16 protein-coding genes are annotated in these 16803 nt (G+C 60.6%); 4 read left to right on the forward strand and 12 right to left on the reverse strand.

The window, feature by feature from the left end; all coding sequences use genetic code 11:
- Nucleotides 1-3: 3 nt before the first annotated feature.
- The 6 genes from paaD to I8E17_RS25515 all read right to left on the reverse strand — a co-directional run bounded on the left by paaD (nucleotide 4) and on the right by I8E17_RS25515 (nucleotide 4382).
- Nucleotides 4-528 (reverse strand): 1,2-phenylacetyl-CoA epoxidase subunit PaaD, encoded by a 525-nt coding sequence (paaD, locus tag I8E17_RS25490; protein ID WP_069610123.1) that lies wholly within the window; start codon nucleotides 526-528, stop codon nucleotides 4-6.
- 9 nt (nucleotides 529-537) lie between these two features.
- On the reverse strand, nucleotides 538-1320 hold the full coding sequence (gene paaC, locus I8E17_RS25495) for a 1,2-phenylacetyl-CoA epoxidase subunit PaaC (RefSeq protein WP_069610124.1): 783 nt from the start codon (nucleotides 1318-1320) through the stop codon (nucleotides 538-540).
- Nucleotides 1320-1604: a 1,2-phenylacetyl-CoA epoxidase subunit PaaB gene (gene paaB / locus I8E17_RS25500; RefSeq protein WP_028745698.1), complete on the reverse strand. Its 285-nt coding sequence runs from the start codon at nucleotides 1602-1604 to the stop codon at nucleotides 1320-1322. The genes paaC and paaB overlap by 1 nt, the downstream gene beginning before the upstream one ends.
- Nucleotides 1605-1621: 17 nt before the next feature.
- A complete protein-coding gene (gene paaA / locus I8E17_RS25505) occupies nucleotides 1622-2626 on the reverse strand; it encodes a 1,2-phenylacetyl-CoA epoxidase subunit PaaA (RefSeq protein WP_069610125.1) in 1005 nt (334 codons plus the stop codon).
- A 300-nt stretch (nucleotides 2627-2926) separates the two neighbouring features.
- Nucleotides 2927-3817 (reverse strand): phenylacetic acid degradation operon negative regulatory protein PaaX, encoded by an 891-nt coding sequence (gene paaX / locus I8E17_RS25510; protein ID WP_069610126.1) that lies wholly within the window; start codon nucleotides 3815-3817, stop codon nucleotides 2927-2929.
- A gap of 85 nt (nucleotides 3818-3902) precedes the next feature.
- Complete coding sequence (locus tag I8E17_RS25515) at nucleotides 3903-4382, reverse strand: Lrp/AsnC family transcriptional regulator (protein WP_069610127.1); 480 nt, start codon at nucleotides 4380-4382, stop codon at nucleotides 3903-3905.
- A gap of 118 nt (nucleotides 4383-4500) precedes the next feature.
- On the opposite strand from I8E17_RS25515, the gene I8E17_RS25520 reads away from it, so the two are divergent.
- From I8E17_RS25520 to I8E17_RS25535, 4 genes are all read left to right on the forward strand, one after another.
- Nucleotides 4501-6579, forward strand: a complete 2079-nt coding sequence (locus I8E17_RS25520) for a transketolase C-terminal domain-containing protein (protein ID WP_069610128.1) — start codon at nucleotides 4501-4503, stop codon at nucleotides 6577-6579.
- Nucleotides 6580-6581: 2 nt separating this feature from the next.
- Nucleotides 6582-7817 (forward strand): 2-oxo acid dehydrogenase subunit E2, encoded by a 1236-nt coding sequence (locus I8E17_RS25525; RefSeq protein WP_113366203.1) that lies wholly within the window; start codon nucleotides 6582-6584, stop codon nucleotides 7815-7817.
- The gene (locus I8E17_RS25530; RefSeq protein ID WP_219511652.1) at nucleotides 7814-9004 is read left to right on the forward strand and encodes an aromatic amino acid transaminase; all 1191 of its coding nucleotides are present in this window, start codon (nucleotides 7814-7816) and stop codon (nucleotides 9002-9004) included. Before I8E17_RS25525 ends, I8E17_RS25530 begins: the two co-directional genes overlap by 4 nt.
- A gap of 336 nt (nucleotides 9005-9340) precedes the next feature.
- Nucleotides 9341-10666, forward strand: a complete 1326-nt coding sequence (locus I8E17_RS25535) for an MFS transporter (protein ID WP_069610131.1) — start codon at nucleotides 9341-9343, stop codon at nucleotides 10664-10666.
- Between the two features lie 76 nt (nucleotides 10667-10742).
- On the opposite strand, the gene I8E17_RS25540 is transcribed toward I8E17_RS25535, so the two are convergent.
- The 6 genes from I8E17_RS25540 to I8E17_RS25565 are packed head-to-tail and all read right to left on the reverse strand — an operon-like array spanning nucleotide 10743 to nucleotide 16794.
- Entirely contained in the window at nucleotides 10743-12107 is a 1365-nt protein-coding gene (locus I8E17_RS25540; RefSeq protein WP_069610132.1) for an amidase, read from the reverse strand.
- A gap of 17 nt (nucleotides 12108-12124) precedes the next feature.
- The gene (locus I8E17_RS25545; RefSeq protein WP_069610447.1) at nucleotides 12125-13342 is read right to left on the reverse strand and encodes an extracellular solute-binding protein; all 1218 of its coding nucleotides are present in this window, start codon (nucleotides 13340-13342) and stop codon (nucleotides 12125-12127) included.
- A gap of 16 nt (nucleotides 13343-13358) precedes the next feature.
- Nucleotides 13359-14408 carry a GTP-binding protein gene (locus tag I8E17_RS25550; protein ID WP_069610133.1) on the reverse strand — a complete coding sequence of 350 codons (1050 nt, stop codon included), beginning with the start codon at nucleotides 14406-14408 and terminating at the stop codon, nucleotides 13359-13361.
- Nucleotides 14398-14730: a hypothetical protein gene (locus tag I8E17_RS25555; protein WP_069610448.1), complete on the reverse strand. Its 333-nt coding sequence runs from the start codon at nucleotides 14728-14730 to the stop codon at nucleotides 14398-14400. The genes I8E17_RS25550 and I8E17_RS25555 overlap by 11 nt, the downstream gene beginning before the upstream one ends.
- Nucleotides 14731-14775: 45 nt before the next feature.
- Nucleotides 14776-15657: a polysaccharide deacetylase gene (locus tag I8E17_RS25560; protein WP_069610134.1), complete on the reverse strand. Its 882-nt coding sequence runs from the start codon at nucleotides 15655-15657 to the stop codon at nucleotides 14776-14778.
- A 33-nt stretch (nucleotides 15658-15690) separates the two neighbouring features.
- Nucleotides 15691-16794 carry an ABC transporter ATP-binding protein gene (locus I8E17_RS25565; RefSeq protein WP_069610135.1) on the reverse strand — a complete coding sequence of 368 codons (1104 nt, stop codon included), beginning with the start codon at nucleotides 16792-16794 and terminating at the stop codon, nucleotides 15691-15693.
- Between the last annotated feature and the right edge of the window lie 9 nt (nucleotides 16795-16803).

Here is a 16803-nt window from a genome sequence, read left to right on the forward strand (position 1 = left end):
GGGTCAAATGCACTTGAAATAATCGAACGGCTCCAGACACTCGGTGCAACGATAGCTTGCCTTGCAGGGCGTCGAGCCGAACTGACTGATCTTTTCCGTGTTCGTCGATCCGCAGTGCGGACAGGCGACAACAAGGTTGGAACGGCCTGCAAGCCGGTCAATGCGTTTCATCAGCACGCCATCGGCAGCGGTGCCATCGATCGGCGGGGCGATGCCGTAGGCGCGCAGCTTCTCGCGGCCTTCCGCGCTGATCCAATCCGTCGTCCAGGCAGGCGACAACCGGCGCTCGAGGCGCACATGGTCGAGACCTTTTTCGGCAAGCGCCCGCTCGATATCGAGATTGATCATCGCTGTGGCGGGACAGCCCGAATAGGTTGGCGTCACCGTCACCACAAGCGTATCCTCGTGCCAGCCGACGTCGCGGATGATGCCGAGATCGGTCAGCGAGATCACCGGGATCTCCGGATCCGGCACCTCCGACAGCCAGTGCCAGACTTCGTCGACCGAGGGATGCAGCGCGGTCACCATGTCAGCCTCCTACCAGGTCGCGCCCGGATAGGCGCGCTGCAGGAACTGCATCTCGGCCAGGAGATAGCCGAGATGCTCGGTGTGAACGCCGCGCCGGCCGCCCTTGTGCATGTAGCCATCTGCCGGGCGTTTCAGCGTCGCTTCGGTAAGTATATCGGAGACGATCTCGTCCCAGCCCGCCTTGAGGCTTTGCGGTTCCGGGATCACGCCGACCTGTGCCAGTGCCGCATCGGCGGCATCGCCAACGAACATTTCACCGGTGAAGGCCCAGAGATCGTCGAGAGCCTCCTGCATGCGACGATGGCTTTCGGCCGTGCCGTCGCCAAGGCGGATGATCAGGTCGCGGCTGCGATCGAGGTGATATGAGACTTCTTTGAAAGCCTTCTCGGCGATCTCAGCGATGCGTCGGTCGGTCGAGCCTTTCAACGCTTTCAGCAGCAGATAGTGCCAGGCGTCGAAGAGAAATTGCCGCATCAGCGTCTTGCCGAAATCGCCATTGGGGCGTTCGATCAGCAGGATATTGCGAAACTCGCAGCCGTCGCGCAGATAGGTGAGTTCGTCGGCCGAACGGCCCTTGCCTTCCACCTCACCCGCCAGAGTGAGCCAGAGCTGCGTCTGGCCGATGAGGTCGAGCGCCGTGTTGGCGAGCGCGATATCCTCTTCCAGCGCCGGCCCTCGGCCGCACCATTCGGAAACGCGGTGGCCTAAGATCAGCGTGTTGTCGCCGATGCGCAGGAGGAATTCGACGAGAGCGGCCTGAGCGACCGCCGGCTCAAGGATAGCGGTCGCCATCACATGTGCCCCACTTCATCCGGAATGTCGAAGAAGGTCGGGTGGCGATAAACCTTAGAATTAGAGGGATCAAAGAGCGGACCCTTTTCCGAGGGCGCGCTGGCGGTGATGTCGGAAGACCGCACCACCCAGATGCTGACCCCTTCGTTGCGACGCGTATAGACATCGCGGGCATTGTTGATGGCCATCTCCGCATCGGGCGCATGCAGGCTGCCGACGTGGCGATGGTTGAGGCCATGCTGACCACGGATGAAAACTTCCCAAAGCGGCCATTCACTGGACATGGTTCTCTCTCCCAAACTTATTCGGCGGCGATCTTCGCAACGGCGCGGCGCTCGGCCACCTTCTCGGCATGCGCCGTCAGACCGTCACGGAACCAGGCGCCATCCTCCCAGGCCTGCTTGCGGGCATTCAGCCGCTCTGCGTTGCAGGGACCGTTGCCGGCGATCACGTTGAAGAATTCTTCCCAGTCCGGCTCGCCGAAATCGTAGCCTCCCTTCTCCTCGTTCCACTTCAGATCGGGATCGGGGACGATCAGGCCGAGGTACTCCGCCTGCGGTACCGTCTGGTCGACGAATTTTTGCCGCAGCTCGTCATTGGAATTCTGCTTGATCTTCCAGGCCATCGATTGGGCGGAATGTACGGAAGCCTCGTCCGAAGGGCCGAACATCATCAGCGACGGCCACCACCAGCGGTTCAAAGCATCCTGCACCATGGCCCTCTGGGCGGGCGTTCCCTTCACCATTTTCATCAGGATGTCGAAGCCCTGGCGCTGATGAAAGCTTTCCTCCTTGCAGATGCGGATCATGGCCCGCGCATAGGGGCCGTAAGAACAGCGTTGCAGCGGAACCTGGTTCATGATGGCCGCACCATCGACGAGCCAGCCGATCGCGCCGATATCGGCCCAGGTCAGCGTCGGATAGTTGAAGATCGAGGAATATTTGGCCTTGCCGGAGTGCAGCTGCTCATACATCTCGTCGCGGCTGATGCCGAGCGTCTCGGCGGCGCAGTAGAGATAGAGGCCGTGGCCGGCTTCGTCCTGCACCTTGGCAAGCAGGATCGCCTTGCGCTCCAGCGTCGGAGCGCGGGTAATCCAGTTGCCCTCCGGCAGCTGGCCGACGATTTCCGAATGAGCGTGCTGGCTGATCTGGCGGATCAACGTCTTGCGGTAGCCTTCCGGCATCCATTCCTTCGGCTCGATCTTCTGGCCGGCATCGACGCGCTCCTGAAAGGCGCGCTCCTGGGGCTCCATTTCATCGAGGGAACGGATGCGGGCGCCGTCGGTTTTCACCATCTGTGCATACATTGATCTTTCCTCCGTCTTCGTGCGTCCGACGCGATCGAGAATGATCGCAGGCCCGGGGGCGTCTCGAAGCGCATCAGCAAGGCCGCCGCGTTACGGCACCGCCAGTATAAGCCTGTTCCTTGTTCTCCTCCACGAAACAGCGACCCCGCGGCAAATGCATTAACCGACCGATCGGTCACTGTATTAGCATGAGATATGTCACAATACAAATGATTTTTTGAAGATTTCTGTGACATTTAGTGCCGTGAAAACACGCTGCGAAGAGAACTCACACGCTATGTGACTGTGAGGGTTGATGTTTCAGAGGGACTTGAGACGTTCGTGCCGATTCTGGCTCGCTGGCGTAGTCTCTTGAAGCTTGCCCGCCTCATTGATGAAATGGCGGCCAACATATGTATCGGCTTTTTTCGACAAAAGCAGATAGAGTTCGGCGAACAGCCGCCGTGCCTCTTCGCCGGGCCAATTATCCGGCAGCGCAGACCTGGGAAGATGCGGCTCGCGCAGCATGATCAGGCGATATTGATGCACGAGCAGCAGCCGCGCAATCAGGCAGTCGAACGGCGATAGCGCGGCACAATTTCCGACGCGTTTGAAAAATGAACCGAACCGGGCAATGAACTCGCGATAGGCCTCTGCGAAACGCGGCAGGTTCCAGGCCTCTTCGGCAAATTCCCTCAATGCACCGTTCTCGGTCGCCAACTGCGCATCGAAGATAACGACGCGGCCCGGCAAGGGCGGTGCAGGATGCGTTCCTACTGCGAGACGCGGGTTCAACCTCGCAAATCCCTCCCGTTCAAGGCCCTGCATAATCTCTTCCGGCGCAGGTCCGTTGATGAGGACGAACTGCCATCGAACCGCGGGCTGTGGCCCATAGAACAGGCTGGCAGCCTCGACGAATTCGGCTTGAGCGGCGTCGGTCAGCCGATAGAAGCTGCGGCGCCCTTCGCGCTCGCCCGCAAGCTGACCCGCCGCAACCAATCGCGACACTGCGGTCCGCACCAGTGTCTCGGTAATCCCGACGCTCTTGCACGTCTCGATGAGGTTGCCGATCCAGACGACGCCCCCGCGCGGCTCGATGACATCGCCGTAGATCGTCACGATGAAGCCCGCCGCTTTTATCGGCAAGTTGATAAGGAGCGCCGCGACCGCTTCGCTCAGATCATGGCCGAGTTTGACGTTATCAGCCGACACTCCAACCCCTGCTCCGCATCTGAAATTATTAGGGTTTATTAGCGTGAGACGCTCGCACTATTCAAGGCGAGTACGGACAGAGGCTTTATCGTGACACATTCGTCGGCAACGCCGTGGTGTATTTGACGCATTTCAGCGAGAAGTGCGACGACGAGCTCAGCACGGCTTCATGGGTCAGGATACCCCGCATCAAAAGCCCTTCATATTCCCTGACATCGGCAACGACCGCGCGGATCAGGTAATCCCACTCCCCCGACATGGAGTAGCATTCCAGTACCTCGCGATAGCTGGCGATGAACTGTTCGAAATCGCGCCGCGTCGGCGGATCATGGGTTTTCATCTTGACCTGGCAGAAGACATTCAACCCCTTGCCGATCTTATCGGGATCGACAAGGCGAACCGTCCTCCCAAGCACGCCCGCGCTTTCCAATGCCTTGATCCTTCGCCAGCAGGACGCGGGCGATGCGCCTACCTTTTCTGACAGTGCCGCCTGACTGATATCGCCTTCCTCCTGCAGGACGCGCAGAATCGCTCTGTCGACGTGATCGAGATCGAAATCTTCCATTCAGAAATCCGCCACTCATGAAACATGTCTTTCAAAAGATACGGCAGAACCTGTCAAATTGAAAGGAATAGAGCTGACGCTTGAATTAAAATAGTTGAGCCATCTGGAGGAGGATCACATGGCCCAGCTAGCCTTCAAAAGCCACGAGCGCAACTCGCCCGACGATCACATCGACTGGCGCAAGGTTGCCTATCTCGTTCATCTCTCCCGGGCTCTCGACGAGATGGAGGAGAAGCGCCTCGTTCCGGAAAAGAAGGTTCTCTACCAGTTTTCCGCACGCGGACACGACATGGCACAGATCCTCCTTGGAATGCAGCTGACCGGCCTGCACGACGCGACCTGCGGCTATTATCGCTCGCGGCCACTTCTGCTTTCTCTCGGCGTCGACCCGGCCGATGCGCTGGGTTCAGCCATGGGCCGCGCCGGCGGCTATTCCGACGGCCGCGACATCGGTGTCGTCTTCAACTATCCAAACCGTTCCGGCGCCTCGGCCTTGCCCATGTGCGGCGGCGTCGGTGCGCAATACACGCCGACGGCCGGCTGGGCGCAGGCGATGAAATACTATGCCACCACGCTCGGGCGCACGGAATACGTACGCGATATCGGCGTCGTGCTTGGCGGCGACGGCTCGGTTGCCTCGAACGGCTTTTGGGCGGCGCTGACCGCTGCAACCACACAAGCACTGCCGATGCTGTTCTATATCGAGGATAATGGATTTGGCATCTCGGTGCCTTCGACGGTGCAGACGCCGGGAGGGAATATCGCCGCCAATCTCGCGAGCTGGAAAAACCTCGCAATCTTCGATGGCGACGGCTGCAACCCCGCCGAAGCTGCGCATCTGGTGCAGGATGCCGTCTCCTTCGTTCGTGACGAACGCAAGCCGGCGCTTCTCAGGCTCACGGTTCCGCGCCTTGAGGGCCACAGTTTTCAGGACACGCAGACCTATAAGAGCGAGGAAACCGTGAGGCGCGAGTGGGAGCGCGATCCCCTGCCGCGCCTGAAAGATTTCCTCGTTCCCGCCGTGATGCCAGCACAGGAATGGGATGTCTGCGAAAGCGACGCGCGAGAAGCGGCCGAAAACGCCCGTGCGCAAGCCGAAAACAGGCCGATTGCCGACCCCTCCTCCGTGACACGCCATGTGTTCTTCGACGGCGACATGCAGACGATGGGCGGCCAGCATCCCATGGGTTATTCCGCACCGGCGACGACAAGCGAACCGGAGACATCCGGGCCGCGCATCAACATGGTCACAGCGATCCGCAGAACGCTCGAACACGAGATGTCGATCAACGAGCGCGTCGTAATCTTCGGCGAGGACGTCGGCCCAAAAGGCGGCGTCCACGCCGTCACCCTGGGCATGCAGGAAAAATTCGGCAGCGAGCGGGTTTTCGATACGTCGCTGTCCGAAGAGGGCATCATCGGCCGGGCCGTGGGGATGGCGCTCGCCGGGCTCGTCCCCGTTCCCGAAATCCAGTTCCGGAAATATGCCGAACCGGCGACCGAACAGCTGAACGATTGCGGCACTATTCGCTGGCGCACCAACAACCGTTTTGCCGCCCCCGTCGTGGTGCGCATGCCCGGCGGCTTTTTCAAATGCGGCGATCCGTGGCACAGCCAGACCAACGAAGTGGCCTTCGTACATCAACCAGGCTGGAAGGTCGCCGTTCCCTCGAACGCCGAAGATGCGGTCGGCCTGCTGCGTACCTCGATCCGCGGCAACGACCCGGTCATCTTCTTCGAGCATCGGGCGATGCTCGATCACGCTTGGGCGCGGCGCCCCTATCCCGGCGACCATTTCGCGCTGCCCTTCGGCAAGGCGAAACTGACGCGAACAGGCAACGACATCACCATCGTCACCTGGGGCGCCATGGTGCATCGCTGCGAGGAGGCGGCGGAAGGCCTGTCTGCGGATATTATCGATCTTCGTACTCTGATGCCCTGGGATAACGAAGCCGTGCTTGCATCGGTCGCCAAGACCCATCGCTGCCTCATCGTCCACGAAGATCTCGAAGCCGCAGGCTTCGGCGCGGAAATTGCCGCCGTGATCGCGGACAAGGCCTTCACGGATCTCGATGCACCCGTCTCACGCCTGACCATGCCGGATATTCCCAGCCCGCATAATCCTGCTCTTCTCGATTGGGCCGTCCCGTCCAGCGAGCGGATCGCCAAACGCATTGCCGAAATCCTGGAGTTTTAGGGATGACTGGTATCATCGAGATCACGGCTCCGATCGAGCAGGAGGGCACGAAAGCGGTTGTCCGAAACTGGCTGAAGCGGATCGGCGACCGTGTCAAGGAAGGCGATGCGCTTGTCGAACTGGAAACCGACAAGGTCACCCAGGAGATACCGGCCCCATGCGACGGCATCCTGAGCGAAATCGCGATGGGGGATGGCGATGATGCCGCGCCCGGCGCGATCCTCGGACGGATGAGCATCGAAAATGCAAACGGTGGTGTAGCGCTATTGGCCGAGGTTCCGTTGCAGATACAGCCGGCCTCACCTGCCACGGCCTCCGCCGCGGCTTATTATTCACCTGCCGTTCGCAAGGCCGCCGAGGAATACGGGATCGACCCGGCCAGTCTGAAAGGCAGCGGCAAAGGCGGGCGCGTCACACGCGCCGATATGGATCATGCGCTGGAAACCGCCGGGCCGCATCCATCTGCGTCAGTGTCACAGCAGGTTGAGGCTGGACAGACCCCGGTGGCAGTCGCGGCTGACGGCAAATCTCGCATCGTTCCCCATTCCGCCATGCGGCTTTCGATCGCCAGGCATATGGCCCAATCCCTGGCGACGGCGCCGCAGGTCACCGCAATCTTCGAGGCCGATTTCACGGCGATCATGCGCCATCGCGAAAGCCAAAAGGATCGCCTGAGGGCCGAGGGCGTAAACCTTTCCTATACCTCCTATTTCGTAGCGGCATCCGTTGCGGCCATGAAACTCGTACCCGAAGTCAACAGCCAGTGGCATGATGACGGCCTGGAGATGTTCGCCGATGTCAATATCGGCGTCGGCATCGCATTGGGCGACAAGGGCGTGGTCGCGCCGATCATCCGGCAGGCGCAGAATCTCCAGCTGGAGGCGATTGCCGCAAGGCTCCAGGATTTGACGAACCGGGCACGCTCCAACGCCCTCAAGGGCGAGGAGCTTAAAGGCGGAACCTTCACCATCTCCAATCACGGCGTTTCCGGCTCGCTGGTCGCATCCCCCATCATCATCAACCAGCCACAATCCGCCATCCTCGGCATCGGCAAGCTGGAAAAACGCGTCGTGGTACGGGAGATCGACAAGGTCGATACGATACAGATCCGCCCGATGGCCTACGTGTCCCTGACGATCGACCATCGCTCTCTGGACGGGCATCAAACGAATGCCTGGCTGACGGAATTCGTGCGGGTTCTGCAGGATTGGCCGCAAGAGGAAGGGATGGGCCAATGAATAAGACAGCATTTTTCGAGAACCTAACGGAGCAGAAGCCCGATCCACTGCTTGAGCTGATTGCCAAGTTCGCGGCCGATGAGAGGCCTGGAAAGATCGACCTCGGCGTTGGCGTCTATCGCGATGAAACCGGCCAGACCCCGGTCATGAAAGCCGTCAAGGCGGCCGAACATCATCTCTGGAAAACGCAGCAATCCAAATCCTATATCGGTCCGGAAGGCGATCCTGTTTTCCTTCGAGCATTGGCGGCCGAAGTTTTCGGCGAGCGCCATGGCGGCAAGCATCTTGCGGGAATTCAGACGCCGGGCGGTACTGGCGCCCTTCGCCTTGCTGCGGAGCTGCTCGCCCTCGACAAGCGACGCAAGATCTGGATAGGGACGCCGACGTGGGTCAATCATCAGGCAATCTTCGGCAGCGTCGGCCTTCAGATCGCAACCTATTGCTTCTTCGACATTGAAAAGCAGACCATTCTCGTTGACGAGATGCTGACAACCCTGCGGAATGCAGCACGCGGCGATGCCGTGCTGCTGCAGGCGAGCTGCCATAATCCGACAGGTGCAGGATTATCATCGCAGAACTGGCGAGACATCGCCGAGATCGTCGCCGACAAAGGATTGCTGCCGCTCTTCGACAATGCCTATCAAGGCCTCGGTCAAGGCCGGGTCGAAGATGCAGCCGGCATGATCGATGTCATCGAAGCGGTCGGCGAGGCGATGGTTGCCGTCTCCTGCTCCAAGTCCTTCTCGCTCTATCGGGAGCGCACCGGCGCGGTCTATCTCTTCGGCGATCAGCAGGCGCCGTTGAACAAAGGCGTCGGCAATCTCGCAAGCTATGCCCGCACCAGCTATTCCATGCCGCCAGCGCATGGGGCTGCTATCGTCGCCACGATCCTGCAGGACCCTTTACTGCACCAGACCTGGGTCGTTGAACTCAGCGAAATGCGCAACCGCATAGCCGAAATCCGCCGCGCCGCCGCCGAAGCCTTCGGACAATTTCGTCCTGATCTCGCCAATATCGCTTCGCAGGAAGGCATGTTCTCCCTTCTGCCGATCCCTCCGGAAAACGTCCGGCAGCTCCGGGCCGAACACGGCATCTACATGCCGGATTCCGGCAGGATCAACGTGGCAGGGATGCGTGTTACGGATGTCGCATCCGTCGCGAAGCGCATCGGTCCCTATCTTGCCTGAACATACGCCAAAATAGCCCGGCGTTTCGCGTAGGGACATGATCGGGACGCGCCAATCGGCTCGCCGGTCGTAGCTTTTGCCGCGCATCCAACTCGGCAAAAGCACCCGGATCCCACTGCTGCCCGAACGCTATGCTCTGCCCTTAAGCGGACCGAGCGCGTGTGGGCTCGCGCCTATTGACCTTTTCATACATAAATATAATCTGCGTATATGCAAGATGGAGACAGGCTTGGCTGTCGCGTCAATAGCCAGATCGAGATCCGGTTTAAGCATGAAGGCATGCCTTGTCCGTGAGCGTCTCGCTACGAGGCATTCTGCCTTTGGGAGGAGTAACTTATGACAAACGACAATCCGGCGCTGCAAAGCGCCGTACGCAAGGCGACGATTCGTCTCCTGCCCTTTCTGGGCTTGATGCTGATCCTGAATTTTCTTGACCGATCCAATGTCGGCTTCGCCAAGGTGGCTTATCAGGCCGATACCGGTATTTCGGATGCAGCCTATGCCTTCGGCGCCGGCATTCTCTATCTCGGCTACGCCACCTTCGAAGTGCCGAGCAACCTGATCATGCAGCGCGTCGGCGCCCGCCTCTGGCTGAGCCGGATCATGATTACCTGGGGTATCGTCTCCGCCTGCATGGTCTTTGCCCACACGCCAACGAGCTACTACATCGTGCGCTTTCTGCTCGGCGTTTGCGAAGCCGGTTTCTATCCGGGCGTTCTCCTCTATCTGACCTACTGGTTCCCCGCCAAGCAGCGAGCGCGCGCCACCGGCCTGTTCTATCTCGGCATTCCCCTGTCGCTGGTGATCGGTGCACCACTTTCCGGCTGGCTGCTCACCCATCACGACGTCCTTGGCCTCACCAACTGGCAATGGATGTTTGCGGTCGAGGGCCTGGCGGCAACCGTCGTCGGCATCGTAGCTCTGTTCTTCCTGACGAGCCGCCCAAACGAAGCGAAATGGCTGACGGCGGAGGAGAAATACGCGCTGAATGCCGTTATCGAGGCAGAAGAGCGCAGCAAGCTTTCCGAAGTGAAGCACTCGGTCTTCAGCGTGCTGAAAGACTGGCGCGTCCTCGCCTTCATCGGCATCTACCTGTTCATCCAGATCGGTGTCGGCCCGATCACCTTTTACCTGCCGGCGCGGCTGGCGCAGGCGCTCGGCGGCGGCGTCAATACCTGGGTCGGCGTGCTGCTCGGCCTACCCTGGCTTTGCGCGCTTTTCGCAACCCGCTTCTTCACCGTCTATGCCGACAAGCATGACAACCACCGCATCGTCTGCATCGCCATGCTGACGGCAGGCACCATCGCGCTAGGAACGATCGGCCTGACGATGAATCCGTGGGTGATGGTGATTGCGGCCTGCATCGCGGTTCCAGGCCTTGCCTCTTCGCAGCCGGTCTTCTGGAGTCTGCCGACCCGCTATCTCGGGGGCGTCGGTGCCGCTAGCGGCATAGCCTTCATTGTCTCGCTCGGCAATCTCGGCAGCTTCGCCTCGCCGCAGATCAAGGCCTATGTTGACGCAGCCACAGACAATGGCGATATCGGCTTCTACATCCTCGCCGGCTGCTGCTTCCTGTCTGTCGTGCTGCTGATCGCGCTCGGCCCGCACCGCCGCTGGATCGTCGACGCCGAGCCGACTGCCGGTGGCAACCGTTCGCATTGAAGGAAGAGAGCTTTCGATCCTCGCCCCGCGATAGTGGACGAGGACCGATAGGATGCGGCAAATCCGCCGCGCAACGTTAGTCCGCGACGATCTCTTCCAACGCCAGCGCCGCGCCCAACAGTCGCTCGTCATGGTTTCTCGGCGCCGACAGCAGGAAGCCGACCGGCATGCCTGCTTCACCCGTGCCGCAAGGCAGGGAGACGCCGCACCAGTCGAGAAAGTTACCGATCGCCGTATTGCGCAGCGTCCTGCCATTGATCTTTACGAACAGCTCGTCATCGGCTTCCAGTGGCGCCAGCGCCGGTGCAACATGGGCAACCGTCGGATAGGCGATGAACTCGTTTGGCCCAAGCGTGCCAGTCACTTCCTTGACCAGTTGCTCGCGCACTTTGAGTGTTTCCAGATAGCCGACCAGTGTCGTCTTCTCTCCAAGGCGTGTCCGCGCGACAACACGCCGATCCATGGAAGCGGCTTCCGGTCCTGCCAGACGGCGGTGATGCAGCACGAAGGCCTCGGCGGTAACCAGCGGCCCATACTCGGCCATAAGCTCAAGGAGCCTTTCGAAAGCCGGAAAGGCAGCTCGCCGGATCTTAACGCCAGCGGCGCTCAATCTCGCCAGCGTCGCCTCGAAAGCTGCAAGAACACCATCCTGCGCATCATCCATGACGATATTTGTGGGTACCACGATAGAAAGCCCGGGGGCTTCGGCACGCTCCACCTCGGGGACAAAGCGCCCACGCATTGCGGCATCGATCCAGATCGCATCCTGGACGCTGCGGCACAAAGGCCCAAGCGAGTCGAGGCTGGTCGACAGCGGAAAGACGCCGTCCATGCTGTAGCGGCCATGGCTTGCCTTATAGCCGACAAGGCCGTTGAAGGAAGACGGTATGCGCACTGAGCCGCCCGTATCCGTACCGATCGCGACAGGCACGAGACCGGCCGCAACCGCGACGGCAGATCCCGAGGACGAACCGCCCGGAATGCGCGCCACATCCGTCGCCAGGGGATTGAGTGGCGTACCGTAATGCGGATTGAGGCCGAGGCCGGAAAAGGCGAACTCGCTCATATTGACCCGACCGACAGCCACCATGCCCGCAGCCTTCAATGCCTTGACGACCTCGGCATCGGCCTGCGCGGGCTCTGCATCCGCAAGTACGATCGACCCGGCTGTGGTCGGCAGGCCGGCGATTGCAAACAAATCCTTCCATGCGACCGGAATACCATCCAGCAGCCCGCGCGAACGCCCCTGACGCAGCCGTCGGGACGAAGCCGCCGCCTCTTCCTTCGCGCGCGTTTCCAACAGCCGCGTGAAGATCGCCTGATCCTTGTAGGTCCGGATCGCATCGAGGGTCTCCTCGGCCAGCGCGATCGGATCGAGACTGCCGGACTGGATCAGGACGGAGAGTTGGGCGATCGATTTGCCGAGATGTGTCTGTGTCATAGTCCCTGCTCTCCTTCTCAGCCGACCAGCTGCATCCAGCGGCGCACGAGATAATTGTGCTCATCCATTGTCGTATTCCAGACGGCGATACAATTGGCGCGCTGCCAATAGGATCCGCCGCTGCGCACAGAACCCTCTCTGATCCGGATCTGCCCATCCGGGCCAGGCAAGTCTTCGGTGGCCGCCGCACCTTCATACCAGTAATCCCATTCCGCCTGCGTCATGAACTGGCGCGAGCGCTGCGGCGTCGAAATGTAATAGCCCTGCCGCGCGACCACGGCACCGGGCCATCCCGAGATCCACCAATTCAGATAGTCATAGGCGACATCGAGCAGGCGGCCGCTCAAGTGTTTCGAAAGGCAGAGGCCGCCATGCCAAGCGCGATAGCCTTCCGCGGGCACGGCCTGCTCGACCGGCACACCCTTCGAATTCAGGATGCCGATGCCGGGCGACCACATGCTCTGCACGCTGGTCTCACCAGCGATCATCAGCCGCGCCGCATCCTCGGCGGTCTTCCAGAAATCCCGGAAGAAGCCGGCTTTCTTGCGCTCCTCCAAGAGATCAATCAGCTGATCGATCTCCTGAATGGACATATTGCCGATATCTTCGAAGGACATGAGGCCGGCGGCCTGTGCTGCGAGCGCAGCATCAAATATTCCAATGGCGGGCTCGTCCACCAGCGCCACCCTGCCTGCCCAGCGCTCGTCGAAGAGCGCGCCCCAGGAATGCATGCCAACACCATTCGGCGTCAGATCCGTCCGATAGGCGAAGCTGTCGAAATTATGCGTCGTCGGCAGCATCGAGATGAAGCGCGACGGCGTATCGCCCAAGGCGAGATTCGGTTGCACGAAGAGTTTTTTCGCCGGCACATCGCCAAGCCCCATTCGCGGGTTGGGGCCGATATGGCCGGTCTTCGTCAGATCGTTGACCTCATCCCAGAGCACGATGCGCTGCGTGTCCACAGGCTGGATCGCGCGCCAGTGCCAGACGATATCGAGATTGTGGAAGCACTGGTCGTAGATATCGTAGGTTTCCGGCTCGCGGGCCGCCTTGTACTGGGTCGTCAGGAAGTTGTTATTGTCGAACGTCACGTCGATGCCGAGATCCTCCTGCGCGCGCAGGCGCAGTTCCTCCAGCAGTGAAATGGCAGTTCCGAGTACGCGCAGGCGCGGCCGGCCCTTCAGATGCAGGGCGGGAGCAGACATGCTTTTGGCGACGGATTCATGCTTGTTCATGGAGATACCGGTTGTCTTATCGCGCCGCAGCGATCGGGTAAGGCGCGGCAGGTACATGCGCCAGTGTGAAGGCTTCGAAGGAGCGTTTCAAGAGAGTGCCGTCGAGCCCATCCAGGATGAAGACCAGTCGCGAAGTGCGGTCTTCCGAGGGCCAACCATCCATATGCACCGGGGTGTGAACCAGATGCTGGACACCATGAACCGCAACCGGACGCTCCTCACCGCTGAGATTGAGAATACCCTTCACGCGCAGCACTCGTTCGCCATGCCGATTGAGCAGCATGGTCAGCCAGAGCCCGAAAGCGGTCCAATCGACAGGCCTGTCGATGATGAGCGAAATCGAGGAAATGGCGGCCTGATGCGGCGCGCCGCCCGATGAGACGAGCTGCACCGGTTCCTCGCAGTAAAAGCCGCTTTGCGACAGGCTGCTTGTTGAGACGTTGCTCTGGACCGCGACAAGCGAGGAGAGATCGAGATCCGGATCGGCCGCGATCAGGATTGGGGCATCGGGATTGAGCGTTCGAAGGCGAGCTTGGAGGCCGCCTTCACCACGATCGGCCTGAAGATCGGTCTTGGTCATGACCAACCGGTCCGCAACCGCCGCCTGCCTGTTGGATTCGATATAGGTGTCGAGCTGACGCAGCCCGTTCACCGCATCGACCGTCGTAATCACGTTGCCGGCGCAGAAATGGTGCCTGAGTACCGGATCGGCCTTGATGGTCGAGAGCACAGGGAAAGGATCGGCAAGCCCGGTGCTTTCGATGATCACGCGCCGGAACGGCGGCAGCAGCCCGCGCTCGCGACGGGAGTAAAGTTCCCTGAGTGCCGTGGCAAGCTCACCACGCACCGTGCAGCAGACACAGCCGGAGCGCAGCAGCACCATCTCGTCCTCGACGCTTTCGACAAGATCGTGATCGAGCCCGATCTCGCCGAACTCGTTGATGAGCACGGCCGTATCGGCAAAGGCCGGATCAGCCAGGATGCGCTTGAGCAGTGTCGTCTTGCCGGAACCGAGGAAGCCCGTCAGCAGATTGATCGGCAGGAAGCCGCTTGTTTCAGTCGCCATGCCGAGCCTCCATCCTTGCGACGAAAGCAAGGTCGAGCGGGTCACAGGGCCGGCCGACGAGCCTTTCGGCCGCCGGCCAGAGATGACCGAGATCCTCGATGATCTCACTCCTGCCTGTTCGTGTTGACAGAACGAAGGACGCACCCTGCCAATCGGAGAGGACAAGGCCGAAGCCCGAGAGCATCTCGTTGGCGGCACGCACGCGCTCGGCACGCTCACGCCGCCGGTCGGCGCTGGCGTGATTGCGGGTGAAGACGCCTGGCCGTGCCGCGGCATCCGTCCAGTGCTCATTGCCGCCGAGCACGCCGCACAGTGAACACATGGCAATCGCCTCCTTGAGATGCACTCGGTTATTCAGCCTAGCCGGCTATTTCTTACGCGGAAAGCGGGCTGCGAAATCGTCGGCGATCTCGTTCATCGTGACAAACTTGACGCCGGGATGCTTGACCATATGCGCATAGAGCCGCTCCAGCATCATCAGCACCTGCGGCCGGCCGGCGACATCGGGATGGATGGTGATCGGGAAGACGGCATAATCCATCTCGCGATAAACCCAGTCGAACTGATCGCGCCACATCTGTTCGATATGATGTGGATTGACGAAACCGTGGCTGTTCGGCGATTTCTTGATGAACATCATCGGCGGCAGGTCGTCGAGATACCAGGATGCCGGGATTTCGATCAGATCGGTCTCCTCACCGCGTTTCAGCGGCACCATCCAATCTGATGGCTTGCGGGAATAGTCGATCTTCGTCCAGCTATCGCCGACACGCACATAATAGGGCGTGAAGTCATTGTGCATCAGCGAATGATCATACTTGATGCCGCGCTCCAGAAGCAGCTCGTTCGTCACATTGGAGAATTCCCACCACGGTGCGACATAACCGGTCGGGCGCTTGCCGGACAGCTTGGTGACCAGTTCGATGCACTTGTCGAGGATTTCCGTCTCCTGCTCGCGCGTCATGGCGATGGGATTTTCATGGCTGTAGCCATGGATGCCGATTTCATGGCCGGCATCGGCCACAGCCTGCATCTGCTCGGGAAAGGTCTCGATGGAGTGGCCGGGAATGAACCATGTGGTCTTGATGCCGAAGCGTTCGAAGAGCTTCACCAGCCGCGGGCTGCCGACTTCGCCGGCAAAAAGGCCGCGCGAGATGTCGTCAGGCGAATCCTCGCCGCCATAAGAGCCGAGCCAGCCGGCGACGGCATCGACGTCGACGCCAAAACTGCACAAGATTTCCTTTGCCATGGGATGACCTCCTTCAATTTGAGTTTTCTGTAATCAGTGCGCCGGGATGACGGTCGCATCGGCCGGATCCCAGGTAAGCATGACCTCGGTGCCTGGGAGAAAGGCGCCGGGCCGGTATTTGTCGACATGCGCCTCCAGCGCCAGGCCTCGGCCATCAGGCAGGCTGATGCCGATCTGCGAGATATGGCCGACCACGTCGAAGCGCTCGACGCGTGCGCCAACCACATTACCGCCGAAAGCCCGGGCGAGATTTTCGTGTACCGAGCCGCCCGCCGCATGAACCTCGATCGCCTCCGAGGGAATGACGATGTTGACCTTGCTGGAGAGGCTCCCATTGGCACAGCCCGACAGCGTGCCGAAGGACGTCGAGACAAAGGTGTTGTCGGCCTGCGTGCCGGCAACGTCGCCTTCGAAGATGGTGTTGCGACCGATAAACTGTGCCACGAAAGGCGTGTTCGGGCGTGTGTAGAGCTGAGCGGGCGGACTGATCTGCTCCACCCTGCCCTGGTTCATGACGACGATCCGGTCGGACAGTGCCAATGCTTCCGACTGAGCATGCGTGACGAAGACGAAGGTCACGCCGAGCTTCTTCTGCAGCAGCTTCAGCTCATTCTGGATCGCCTTGCGCAGATTGGCATCCAAAGCACCCAGCGGCTCGTCGAGAAGCAGCACATCCGGCTCCACCACGAGGCCACGGGCAAGCGCGATGCGCTGGCGCTGACCGCCGGAGAGCTTGTCCGGCTTGCGCTCGGCGATATCCTCCAGCCCGAGGGTCGCGAGAATACGGTCGACCCTCGCATCCCGTTCGGCCTTCGCCATGCCCTTGACCTCGAGACCATATCCGACGTTCCGCCGCACGGTCATATGTGGAAACAAAGCATAGTTCTGGAAGATCATGGATGTCGGCCGTTTCTGCGGCCGGACATCGTTCATGCGCTCGCCCTTGATCATCATGTCGCCGGAGGAGATGCTCTCAAAGCCGGCGATCATACGGAGCGTCGTCGTCTTGCCGCAGCCCGACGGGCCGAGGAAGGCGATGAATTCGCCCTTCCTGATCGATAGATTGAAGTCGATGACGGCGGGCGTGCCATTGTCATAGACCTTACCGACATCGATGAGTTCCAAGTCATATATCATGGGAGATCT

Origin of the sequence: Rhizobium sp. AB2/73, from assembly GCF_020871915.1 — a bacterium.
Lineage (GTDB): Bacteria > Pseudomonadota > Alphaproteobacteria > Rhizobiales > Rhizobiaceae > Rhizobium > Rhizobium dioscoreae.